9 protein-coding genes and 1 pseudogene are annotated in these 11,288 nt (G+C 62.7%); all 10 read right to left on the bottom strand.

Annotated features, from left to right (window positions below; all coding sequences use genetic code 11):
• On the bottom strand, window positions 1-611 hold a 611-nt coding region (gene trbJ, locus EN738_RS22125; RefSeq protein WP_127285577.1), incomplete at its 3' end, for a P-type conjugative transfer protein TrbJ.
• Window positions 608-3,064: a conjugal transfer protein TrbE gene (trbE, locus tag EN738_RS22120; RefSeq protein WP_127285576.1), complete on the bottom strand. Its 2,457-nt coding sequence runs from the start codon at window positions 3,062-3,064 to the stop codon at window positions 608-610. The genes trbJ and trbE, both read right to left, overlap by 4 nt.
• Window positions 3,065-3,074: 10 nt before the next feature.
• Complete coding sequence (locus tag EN738_RS22115; protein WP_127285575.1) at window positions 3,075-3,356, bottom strand: VirB3 family type IV secretion system protein; 282 nt, start codon at window positions 3,354-3,356, stop codon at window positions 3,075-3,077.
• Window positions 3,356-3,682, bottom strand: coding sequence for a TrbC/VirB2 family protein (locus EN738_RS22110; protein ID WP_127285574.1), 327 nt, complete (start codon window positions 3,680-3,682; stop codon window positions 3,356-3,358). The genes EN738_RS22115 and EN738_RS22110 overlap by 1 nt, the downstream gene beginning before the upstream one ends.
• Window positions 3,679-4,662, bottom strand: coding sequence for a P-type conjugative transfer ATPase TrbB (gene trbB / locus EN738_RS22105; protein ID WP_127285573.1), 984 nt, complete (start codon window positions 4,660-4,662; stop codon window positions 3,679-3,681). The genes EN738_RS22110 and trbB overlap by 4 nt, the downstream gene beginning before the upstream one ends.
• Window positions 4,663-5,160: 498 nt before the next feature.
• Window positions 5,161-6,024, bottom strand: a pseudogene (locus EN738_RS22100) (nucleotidyl transferase AbiEii/AbiGii toxin family protein).
• A 17-nt stretch (window positions 6,025-6,041) separates the two neighbouring features.
• Window positions 6,042-6,902, bottom strand: a complete 861-nt coding sequence (locus EN738_RS22095) for a type IV toxin-antitoxin system AbiEi family antitoxin domain-containing protein (protein WP_127285572.1) — start codon at window positions 6,900-6,902, stop codon at window positions 6,042-6,044.
• 180 nt (window positions 6,903-7,082) lie between these two features.
• Entirely contained in the window at window positions 7,083-7,520 is a 438-nt protein-coding gene (locus EN738_RS22090; RefSeq protein ID WP_127285571.1) for a CopG family transcriptional regulator, read from the bottom strand.
• A gap of 5 nt (window positions 7,521-7,525) precedes the next feature.
• A complete protein-coding gene (locus EN738_RS22085) occupies window positions 7,526-9,511 on the bottom strand; it encodes a conjugal transfer protein TraG (RefSeq protein ID WP_127285570.1) in 1,986 nt (661 codons plus the stop codon).
• Between the two features lie 22 nt (window positions 9,512-9,533).
• Complete coding sequence (locus tag EN738_RS22080) at window positions 9,534-11,273, bottom strand: VirD2 family relaxase/mobilization nuclease (RefSeq protein ID WP_127285569.1); 1,740 nt, start codon at window positions 11,271-11,273, stop codon at window positions 9,534-9,536.
• Window positions 11,274-11,288: the final 15 nt, after the last annotated feature.

The following is an 11,288-nucleotide window of genomic DNA, read 5'->3' as shown; positions in this document are numbered from 1 at the left end:
GTGAGGTCCGCGAGCTGCTGGGCCTGCAGCGCGAGGAGCTGGTTGCCGGCTTGCGTCGCCTGCAGCGCGCCGGTCGCTGATTGGCTGGCGCCGACAAGCCCCGACATCTGCGTGCGATTGGTGTCGATGTTTCCGACGACGCCGGCCTGCACGCACATGGCGTCCTGCAGGCCCCCTACGGTGTTTTGCCAGCGCGAGCGCGCATCGGTGACGAGTTGCTGGTCGGAGGCTGAGAGAGAGACGCTGCCATATTGCTGCTGAAACGCCTTGTCGATCTGCTGGACGTCGAAGGCGACGTTCTGCGCCTGGTTGAGGAGCTGCTGCGTGCGCTGCACCGATTGCTGCAACTGCTGCAGCGAGGAGAAGGGCAGGCTCGCGAGATTGCGCGCCTGGTTGATCAGCATCTGGGCCTGGTTCTGCAGTGATGTGATCTGGTTGGTGATCTGCTGAAGCGATCGCGCCGCCGTCAGCACATTTTGCGAATAGTTGGACGGATCAAAGACGATGAATGCCTGCGCCGGCGCAGTCACCATCAGTGAGGCCGCAACCGGTGCGGTGAGCAAGGCGGCGGCCAGCAACACAGCCCGAGAGCAGTTTCCACGGCTAGTCATGATTGGAGTTCCTTTTCAGCTTGCGGTAGGGAGGTGGAGAGATCGGGAATGAGGTCAGCGGCCCAGCCGACGTTTCGGGCGCGCAGCCAGGATGCAAGGAACCCGTCACGCCCGTGTTCGGCGGCGATGCTGGCGATCAAGGCCTGATCGGTTTTTGAGGATGCGGCGCAGAGCGCCAGCCCAACTTCGGACAGGCTGAGCTCGAAGAGACGGTTGCCACGCCGGGACTGGCAGTAGTAGTCGCGTTTCGGCGTGGCGCGAGCCAGGATTTCTATCTGGCGATCGTTGAGGCCGAAGCGGCGATAGATCGCCGTGATCTGCGGCTCGATCGCGCGTTCATTGGGCAAGAGCAGCCGGGTCGGGCAGCTCTCGATGATCGCCGGGGCGATCTTCGAGTTATCGATGTCGGACAGCGACTGAGTGGCGAAGATGACGCTGGCGTTCTTCTTGCGGAGCGTCTTTAGCCATTCGCGCAACTGGCCGGCGAAACCTTGGTCGTCAAGGGCGAGCCAGCCCTCGTCGATGATCAGCAATGTCGGCCGCCCGTCGAGTCGGTCACCGATGCGATGGAAGAGGTAGGAGAGAACCGCCGGCGCGGCTCCGGTGCCAACAAGACCCTCGATCTCGAAAGCCTGCACGGATGCCGCGCCAAGGTGCTCCGCCTCGGCATCGAGCAACCGGCCATAGGGGCCGCCGATGCAATAGGAGCGAAGGGCCAGCTTCAGATCGTTCGCCTGCAAAAGCACGCTGAGGCCGGTGATGGTGCGTTCCTCGACTGGCGCCGAGGCGAGCGACGTCAGGGCGGCCCAGATATGCTCCTTGGCATCAGGGGTAATAGCGATGCCTTCCCGCGCCAGGATCGCGACAACCCAGTCGGCGGCCCAGGCGCGCTCGTAGGCGTCGTGTATGCGGGCAAGTGGCTGGAGGGAGACCGAGGCTTCGGTGCCTTCGGTGAGTTCGCCCCCGAGATCGTGCCAATCGCCGCCCATGGCAAGTGTCGCGGCACGGATCGAACCGCCGAAATCGAAGGCGAAGACCTGGGCCCGCGCATAGCGGCGAAACTGCAAGGCCATCAGAGCCAGCAGCACCGACTTGCCGGCGCCGGTCGGGCCCACGACAAGCGTGTGCCCGACGTCGCCGACATGCAGGGACAACCGGAACGGGGTCGAGCCCTCGGTCTTGCCATAGAGCAAGGGGGGCGCACCGAAGTGCTCGTCCCGTTCCGGCCCCGCCCACACGGCAGAGAGGGGAACCATGTGGGCGAGATTGAGTGTCGAGATGGGCGGCTGGCGTACATTGGCGTAGGCATGTCCCGGCAATGAGCCGAGCCAGGCGTCCACGGCATTGATGGTTTCGACCATGGCGGTGAAGTCGCGGCCCTGAATGACCTTCTCGACGAGACGAAGTTTCTCCTGCGACACCCGCGGATCGGCGTCCCAGACCGTGACGGTCGCAGTGACGTAGGCCATGCCCGCCACGTCTGCCCCGAGTTCCTGCAAGGCCATGTCGGCGTCGGCGGACTTGTTGGCGGCGTCGGTGTCCACCAGCACGGAGGCCTCGTTGGTCATGACCTCCTTCAGGATCGCCGCAATCGACTTGCGCTTGGCAAACCATTGCCGACGGATCTTCGTCAGCAGCTTGGCGGCATCAGTCTTGTCGAGCAGGATCGCGCGCGTCGACCAGCGATAGGGAAAGGCGAGCCGGTTGAGGTCATCGAGCAGACCCGGCGTGGTCGCGGTCGGGAAGCCGACGATGGTGAGCACGCGAAGATGCTGGTCGCCAAGGCACGGTTCAAGCCCCCCGGTCAGTGGCAGGTCGGCCAGCAGCGCATCGAGATAGATGGGTGTCTCCGGGACGCACACGCGATGGCGCTTGGTCGAGATCGTCGAATGCAGGTAGGTCAGCGTCTCGCTGTCATCGAGCCAGCGGCATTCCGGCATGAAGCCGTCGAGCAGGGAGAACACGCGCTCGGTGCGGTCGACAAAGGCGCGCAGAATTTCGTTGGCATCTATCCCGGACTGATCGCGTCCCTCGTAGAGCCACGTCTCGGCGCGGGCTGCTTCCTCGGCCGGCGGCAAATAAAGGAAGGTGAGGAAGTAGCTCGATACGAAATGAACTTCTTCTTCTTCGAACTCGGCCTTGCGCTCGGCGTCGACCAGGCGAGAGGCGGGATCGGGAAACTGGCTTTCGGGATAGGTCGCGGCGGCGTGCCGCTGCGCCTCGACAAAGAGGCTCCAACCCGAACCGAGGCGACGGACGGCATTGTTGATGCGCGAGGCCACCGCGACCAGTTCGGCCGCGACGGCGGATTCAAGATCCGGCCCGCGGAACGTAGCGGATCGCTGAAAGCTGCCATCCTTGTTCAGCACCACGCCAGGCGCGACGAGCGCAACCCATGGCAGGTAGTCGGCAAGGCGGCTGGCGCGGCGGCGATATTCGGCAAGGTTCATCATGATCGCGCCCTCAAACAGACATGTGAGCGGGGAGGCGCAGATGCCGGCGGCCGACTTCCACGAACAACGGATCGCGCTTTGCAGCCCACACCGCCATGAAATGCCCAAACACCCAGATGACGAGACCGGCCAGCCAGAGGCGCAGGCCAAGGCCAACCGCGCCTGCCAGTGTGCCGTTCAGGATCGCGATGGAGCGGGGTGCGCCGCCAAGCAGTATGTGCTCGGTCAGCGCCCTATGAACGGCGACGGTGAAACCGGGCACTGCGTCGAGCTGTTCGAAAGCGGTTGCCATCAGATCAACGCTCCGCCGCCAAACGAGAAGAACGACAAAAAGAAGCTCGACGCCGCGAAGGCGATCGACAGGCCAAAGACGATCTGGATCAGCCGCCTGAAGCCGCCGGACGTATCGCCAAAGGCAAGCGTCAGGCCGGTGACGATGATGATGATGACGGCAATGATCTTGGAGACCGGCCCTTCGATCGACTGAAGGATTTTTTCGAGTGGTTGCTCCCACGGCATCGAGGAGCCGGCGGCATTGGCGGCCGGGGCCACCATGAGAGAGATGACGAGGGTTGTCGCCGCCGTAGCCAGGTGCTCACGGGAAAGATTGTGGATCATGATTTGTCTCCTGTGTTGTTCGGGGTGGCTTTGGAGGTGCGATAGTCGCCGTCGGGTCCAAGGCCATCGATGCGTGCGAGTTCGGTCAGTCGCCGTGCGGGACCGCGTCCCGACAGGACGGCGACAAGGTCAATGGTTTCGGCGATCAGCGCGCGCGGCACCGTGACGACGGCTTCCTGGATGAGTTGCTCGAGACGGCGCAGCGCCCCGATCCCGGAGCCGGCATGGATGGTGCCGATGCCGCCGGGGTGCCCGGTGCCCCATGCCTTCAGCAGGTCGAGGGCCTCGGCGCCGCGCACCTCACCGATCGGGATGCGGTCGGGTCGCAGGCGCATTGAGGATCGGACGAGGTCGGAGAGGTTGGCGACACCATCTTTTGTGCGCATGGCGACAAGGTTGGGCGCCGCGCACTGGAGTTCGCGCGTGTCCTCGATGATGACGACGCGATCGGCCCCTTTCGCCACTTCGGCGAGCAAGGCGTTGGTGAGCGTCGTCTTGCCCGTGGACGTGCCGCCGGCGACGAGGATGTTTGCGCGGGCAGCGACGGCAGCGCGCAACGTCGCCGCCTGACCGTCTGTCATGATACCAGCCGCCACGTAGTCTTCGAGTGTGAAGATCGCGACAGCTGGCTTGCGGATGGCAAAGGCCGGCGCGGCGACGACCGGCGGCAGCAGTCCTTCGAACCGTTCCCCGGTTTCGGGCAATTCGGCAGAGACCCGTGGAGAGCACGGATGCACTTCCGCGCCGACGTGATGAGCCACCAGGCGCACGATGCGCTCGCCATCGGCGGCAGACAGCACCTTCCCCGTCTCGGCCAGACCTTCGGTGAGGCGGTCCACCCAAATCCGGCCGTCGGGATTCAGCATGACTTCGACGACCACGGGATCGTCCAGCAGCCGTGCTATTTCGGCTCCGAGCGCCGTGCGCAGCATGCGCGAGCTGCGGGCGCGTCCTTCGCTATTGTTTTGCGAAACCGTCATCTCGTCCCCGTCTTTCCGTTGGGGACAACTCGGATGGTCCCCGCTCGGGGATGACTAAGAGAACCGGATATCGGTTCGGTTCAACAAGTATGTCGAGGCGTAGTAGCGTGGCGTGTAATTACAGGAGAGCGGCGGTGCGGCTGCCTTTTCTCGTTGATCGGAGAGCGATCGGGGTCGGATCGGTGAACCGGGCTCCCCACAACTCACGTCGCCGCGAGCCGCGCCTGTTATTGCCGATCTTAAGGAGAGGAGACCGACGCGGGGATTGCGCATCCGTCGCTAGATTCATCAGCGATAGCGCATAACCGCCATTTATACGCAATCGCGTATAAAGCCGATCTATGCGCGAGTGCGTATAGTGCGCGTGCAGATAACAGAAGAACGGCTGCAATGATGAGCCTCGGTGTTGAACCGAACCGCGGCCCCCCCCTCCGACCTCGAGGATGGCCTTGGTTGCCGTCGCTAGGGAATGCGTCGAGCGGCAAATCTTGCTCGACTTCAACTGGAACCGAGGCCGAGCACGCGCTCCAGATTGTCATACGCCGCACGCTGCCTCGCTCGCGGCATGCGTTCCAGATTGTGCAGCTTCCAGCGGACCGCGGGAAGCCTGTCGGCGCCCACGACATCGAGCAGGCTCCAATCCGGTCGACTGGCTTTGAACGATAGAAGAAATTTGCGCTGATTGTCGGTCAAAGCCCTGTTGAGGTCGCTGACCAGTCGTTCGCGAACGGTGAGGAGTTCGTCGAGGCTGACTTCGACTTGGGACATACGGACGAATTCCCCTTCGTAGATGCCGGCTATGTTCTTGCGGGTGGGTTGCAACAGTTCTGCCATCGTCCGGTTGTGGCTGATGAGGTAAACCAGAAAGGTCCTGACCAGATCCTCGGTGAGGCCCTCGCTCTCAACGAGCAGCTTCACGTCAAAAAGATCCCGCGGATGCTGCCGGTCGAGTGCGGCACAGATTTTTCCGGCATACAGGTCCGGAAAAGACAGCAGTTGCATTTCGACATAGCCGAACTGCTCTTCGACCGCCGGCGATACTTCGCGCAATTCCTCTGGAAGCACGGACCCGCGTAGCACCGGGGAGAGCTCGATCTTGATTCGGTCGGCGCCCTACGAAATGAAGAGGCGCAACGCATCGGCCTGATGCTCGAAGGAGCGAATGATTTCGGTTCCGGGCATCGCGGCGCTGATGGCGTCCGCGATGCGGGCAAGCGCCTCCGCCACGTTTTTCAATGCCGTGTCGCGATCATCCATCGGCAGATAGACAAGGTCGATGTCGACGGAGAGGCGCGGCAGGTCGCGGACAAAGAGATTGATGGCGGTGCCGCCTTTCAGCGCAAACGATTTCTCGACTGCCACCAGTGGCAGGATGCGGGTCAGGAGGCGGACTTGTCCGTAGTAAGGGCTGGTGCTGTCCACATCTCCTCCGGGATGGTTATGCGATATTTTGAATCAAGTCTGCCGTCCTTGGCCAGAACCCTGTTGCCGCTACCAAGGCCGAGCGCATCGAGCGCTTTGGGAGCGGGCAGCTTCTTGAACCATGCATAATTATTGCGCTCGGCCATCCAGTAGAACAGGCGGCGAACCTTGACGCTGGTGCACTTGCGCAAAAGCTGCTCCATGCGCCGTGGCGAAAGCGTCGTCATCCCCTGAAGCAGTTGATTGGCGTGCTCGAACGAGACCGTCTCCGGAACATCCATCAGCACCTCCAGATAGGCCCTTTCGGGCGATGATAAGGTGACAGACCAAAAATCCTGCTGCCGGCCCGGAGCTTGCACATCTACAAGCGTGCGCTCGACCGGATCATATTCGCGGTGGACGAGCCCGAATCCCAAAAGCGAGGGAAGGCCGTTGTGGCGTATGAATTTTACGGTCGGTATCGCATGGTTCAGCCAGGCCGGCAAAGCGGCCTTACTGTAAAGATGCACTGTCCTTTGGCGCGACAGCGGCAGGTAATGCGCAAATCCCTGCAGCTCGAGCGCGGTCAGCCCGCCGACACTAAGATCCCTGCCGAACATGCTCTCCAAGGCGGCCACCACGCCTTGCCAGGTCAAATGAGTGCCGGGCCGCACATAGACGCCCGGCGCCAGCGATCTGAGCTGGTTGCTTTTGAGCAGATTATCCACTGCATGACGATCAAATTGCGGGCTTTGCTTCTTTAGCCATTGCTTCGTTACCGGAAGCCCCTCGGGTAGCAGGGTTTGAAGCAGCGCTCGGCGATCAGCATTCGTTGGCATGGGTTTGTAGATTTCCGCATACGCGGCGATGATCGCCGCAATTTTCCATTTTTATAAACTATCATGATCGCCATTGGTTTACAACAATTGGAATTTGCGGCGATTATCGCCGCATTATGGAAAAAATGTAAACACATCTGTCATTAGCTGGACACCCGCCGACAACGCAAAGTGATGCGCCTAAACCCCGCCGGATTCTTCCGGATCGACATCCTCCGAAATCTCCTGCCGCAGCTTCGGCCCCTTCGCCAGCCGCCGGCCCAGGGCAGTGACAAAGGCCTCGTAGCGTTCCGCTGCCTTGGATCGCGCAGCCTGTGCTGCTGGCTCCGGCAAGGCGGGCGTAGTCGCCAACCAAAAGCGGACGAACACGGCCAAGGTCTCGACCGCGATGCCTATATCGCGTTCCTGCCTGGCCAGGCGGCGGTCGACCTGGTCGAGGCGCTTGGTGATCGCGGCCTCGCGACGCTCATCCGCATCGGGCGACAGGAACGAAGCGATCGCGGCTTCGGCTATCATGGACTGGGATTGATCGCGTCGCGCCGCATAGTCCTGAAGCATCGTCATGAGGGGCGGATCGAGATAGACGGAGATCTGCACTTTCTTCTGGCGAGCGGTCATGGCGGCTACAACTCCATGCCGTCATCGGGGTCCAGCGAAACCTGACGCGCCACGCCCTCTACGAGGCGAGCCAGGCGTCGATTGCTGACGGCATCATCGTCGCCATCATCCACCTGCTCGATCTCGAACTCGTTCTCGATCGCGGCCGTCTTCTCGACTGGCGGCGCGCGATTGAGTTCGGGCTGTTGGCGCTGCTCGGATCCCGTCGTATCTTCATCGTCCTGTCGCGGCGAACCTTGGGGAGTGTCAACAACGCCGCCGGCCAGGACCGGCAGGAGGCTCCAATCATCGGGATGCCTCCCTTCCGGACGGAACAGTTCAGGTGGCGGCAGCACGCGCTCCTGGAAGCGGGCATCCTCGTAGTAGCGGGCCTTCTTCGCTCGGATCGGCGGCACACCCGCCACCATCACGATCTCGTCGGTCGGTGGAAGCTGCATGACCTCTCCAGGGGTCAGCAACTGGCGGGCGGTCTCTTGCCTCGACACCATGAGATGCCCGAGCCAAGGCGACAGCCGGTGACCGGCATAGTTCTTCATTGCCCGCATCTCCGTCGCTGTGCCCAGCGCGTCGGAGACACGCTTGGCTGTTCTTTCGTCGTTGGTCGCGAAGCTGACGCGAACATGACAGTTGTCGAGGATGGAGTTATTCGGGCCGTAAGCCTTTTCGATCTGATTCAGTGACTGAGCAATCAGGAAGCTCTTCAGCCCATATCCTGCCATGAAGGCCAGCGCGCTCTCGAAGAAGTCGAGGCGGCCGAGCGCTGGAAACTCATCCAGCATCAGCAGCAATCGATGGCGGCTGGTCTTTGTGCGCAGGTCCTCGGTCAGGCGACGCCCGATCTGGTTCAGGATGAGGCGTATGAGCGGCTTGGTCCGATTGATGTCGGACGGCGGCACGACCAGGTAGAGCGTCGCCGGTTGCTTGCCGCCGACGATGTCGGCGATCCGCCAGTCGCAGCGCCTTGTTACCTCGGCGACGACGGGATCGCGATAGAGGCCGAGGAAGGACATGGCAGTGGACAGCACGCCGGAGCGCTCGTTGTCGGATTTGTTGAGCAGCTCGCGCGCAGCACTGGCGATGACCGGATGCGGGCCGGGTTCGCCGAGATGCGCGGTTCGCGTCATCGCCGCCAGCGTCGACTCGATCGGACGCTTCGGATCGGAGAGGAAGGCGGCAACGCCGGCGAGCGTCTTGTCATTCTCGGCATAAAGGACGTGAAGGATAGCGCCGACCAGCAACGCGTGACTGGTCTTTTCCCAATGGTTGCACTTTTCCAGGCTACCTTCCGGATCGACCAGAATGTCGGCGATGTTCTGGACATCGCGAACCTCCCATTCGCCGCGGCGGACTTCGAGGAGTGGATTGTAGGCCGACGATCTGGAATTGGTCGGATCGAAGAGCAGCACGCGACCGTGCTGAGCGCGGAAGCCGGCGGTGAGCTGCCAGTTCTCACCCTTGATGTCGTGGACGATCGCGGAACCCGGCCAGGCAAACAGCGAAGGCACCACCAGGCCGACGCCCTTCCCCGATCGGGTCGGAGCAAAGCACAGAACATGCTCGGGTCCGTCGTGGCGCAGGTAGTGGAGATCGTAGCGCCCAAGCACGACGCCGTCGGCGCCAAGCAGGCCAGCCGCCTCCACTTCCCTCCTGCCGGCCCATCGCGCCGAACCATAGGTGTAGACATTTTTGGATTCACGCGCCCGCCACACTGACATGCCGATCGCGACGATGATCGAGAGGAAGCCCCCCGACACGGCGACCAGGCCGCCTTCGGCGAAAACATCCGGAGCGTAGGCGTCGTAAAAGTACCACCACCAGAACAAGGAAGGCGGATAGTAGATGGGCAGGCCGGCCAGATCGAACCAGGGCGGCCCGAGTTGCGCCTGGTAGCCCAGCCTCCACGCGGTCCATTGCGTCGCTGTCCAGATCGTCAACAGGACGATCAGGAAGACCGTGAGTATCTGGCCCCAGAGGATTTTGGTGGCGGACATGGCATGGTTCCTTCTTGTGTCCTTAGAGGCCAAGCCCCCGCTTGCGGCCAAAGCTCCAGTCGACACCTCCGCCATCCCGGGAGACACCGGAGACATGCTGGCCGAGATGTTTTTCGAGGGAGGGCGTCCAGGGCACGAGTTGAAAGCCAAGGCCGTCGTCGACCATGGCAAAGCGGCCTGACGCAAGCGACAAGCGCTGGCGATAGATGCCGGCGACATAGGCTCCACTGGCAGGACGGTTGAACGGCTGTCCGGACTCGGCCGCGATCTTTGCACCGACCAGTTCGAGTTCTCGGCGGCGCAATGTCTCGATCAGGTTGCTGTTGAAAACAACGCGCGCACCCAAACGCTTCGCAAGGCCTTCGTTGATGAGGTGTCCGGCCCGCTGATCCAAAGCCTCGTGAACCTCGGCGCCGAAGCCACCTGCGCTCAAGGCGGCGGGCTCGCGAGCGATGGCTTGCCTGTCGAGCCAGGTCGCCCCAGCTGCCGTGATCTGCTCATGCAGGCCGAGGTCGGAGCGGACGGCGAGTGCAACCCTGCGCCGGCCCCTCGCATCTTCGAAGCTGCGCAATTCGACGATCGACCCTGGCGGACCATCCCCAGTTGCCTCCAGATCGCCAAGTCTGATGTGGTGCGTGCGTCCGTCGACGCCGTCGACGACGGCGTAGGCAGTGCCGCTCAGCTCGTCGTCGAGACCGCGATCAAGCAGTCGCCCGACAATGGGTGTATCGAGGCTTTCGGCCGCCAAGACATAACCGCCCGACCCGCGCTCGATCCCGCGCTCGGTCAAGGCGCGGTGCATTCGTTTGACGATGTCGCCACGCTCGCCGAGCGCGCGCAGGGTCGTCTCGGCCCTGTCGTCAATCACCCATTGACCTTGGGCAACTTGATCGGCAAGACCAAGGGCTTCGAGCTTGCGCAGGCGGCCGACCTTTTGCACGTGATACTCGTCGGTGGGCCTATAGGCACTTGGGGCAAGATCGATGGTGCCGGTGCGCGACATGTCGCGGCGCAGTTGACGATCAAGCTGGGTCCAGCGTTCGGCTTCGATCTGCCGCTGCAGATTGCGGCGGATGTCGAGATCCGACCGAGGGCCGAGTTCCTGGGTAACGATATCGGCGGCTCGGGCGCGCATCCCTTCCTTGATGTAGTCGCGTGAGATGACGAGATCTTGCCCGTCACCTGTGCGTCCACGCAGGATGACGTGGATATGGGGATTGTCGGTGTTCCAATGGTCCGCCGCGACCCAATCGAGCTTCGTGCCGAGATCCTTCTCCATATGCCGCATAAGGTCGCGGGTGAAGGATCTGAGGTCGGACATCTCCGGCGCATCCTCTGGCGAGACGATGAAGCGGAAATGGTGGCGGTCGCCATCACAGCGCTCGGCAAACACCTTGACGCTGGCATCATCGGCTTCGGGGCCGAACATGCGGGCCTTTTCCCCGTCACGGGTCACGCCCTCGCGTTGCAGGTAGGAAAGGTGTGCGGTGAGCGGGACGGCACGCCCGGAGTGACGAACGACGCGGGTCTTGATGACCGTGACGCGCGAGCGATCGGCCAGCAGGCGGTTGGCCTGGATGTTGGCGATCCGGCCCCGGCCGAAGCGCGATCGGTTGCCCGGGCTGATTTGACCGGTGCGGGAGATGCTTCCACCAGCTCTCTTCGCCGCCGCCAAGGCCTGGGCGATGAACGGCCGCACGGCCTGATCGCGGTTGGAGCGTATTCGCCCCGGTCGGATGCGAAGCTCGCGCTCATCGGCCATGGCGTTGTCCTGCAA

Source organism: Mesorhizobium sp. M4B.F.Ca.ET.017.02.2.1, assembly GCF_003998955.1.
GTDB classification, from domain to species: Bacteria; Pseudomonadota; Alphaproteobacteria; order Rhizobiales; family Rhizobiaceae; genus Mesorhizobium; species Mesorhizobium abyssinicae.
Note: the sequence above shows the minus strand (reverse complement) of the source record. Positions and strands in the feature narration are given on the sequence as shown.

Excerpts from the sequence above, each read along its gene's own strand:
- trbE (WP_127285576.1), bottom strand. The coding sequence starts at position 3,064 with ATGATGAACCTTGCCGAATATCGCCGCCGCGCCAGCCGCCTTGCCGAC.
- EN738_RS22115 (WP_127285575.1), bottom strand. The coding sequence starts at position 3,356 with ATGGCAACCGCTTTCGAACAGCTCGACGCAGTGCCCGGTTTCACCGTC.
- EN738_RS22110 (WP_127285574.1), bottom strand. The coding sequence starts at position 3,682 with ATGATCCACAATCTTTCCCGTGAGCACCTGGCTACGGCGGCGACAACC.
- trbB (WP_127285573.1), bottom strand. The coding sequence starts at position 4,662 with ATGACGGTTTCGCAAAACAATAGCGAAGGACGCGCCCGCAGCTCGCGC.
- EN738_RS22095 (WP_127285572.1), bottom strand. The coding sequence starts at position 6,902 with ATGCCAACGAATGCTGATCGCCGAGCGCTGCTTCAAACCCTGCTACCC.
- EN738_RS22090 (WP_127285571.1), bottom strand. The coding sequence starts at position 7,520 with ATGACCGCTCGCCAGAAGAAAGTGCAGATCTCCGTCTATCTCGATCCG.
- EN738_RS22085 (WP_127285570.1), bottom strand. The coding sequence starts at position 9,511 with ATGTCCGCCACCAAAATCCTCTGGGGCCAGATACTCACGGTCTTCCTG.
- EN738_RS22080 (WP_127285569.1), bottom strand. The coding sequence starts at position 11,273 with ATGGCCGATGAGCGCGAGCTTCGCATCCGACCGGGGCGAATACGCTCC.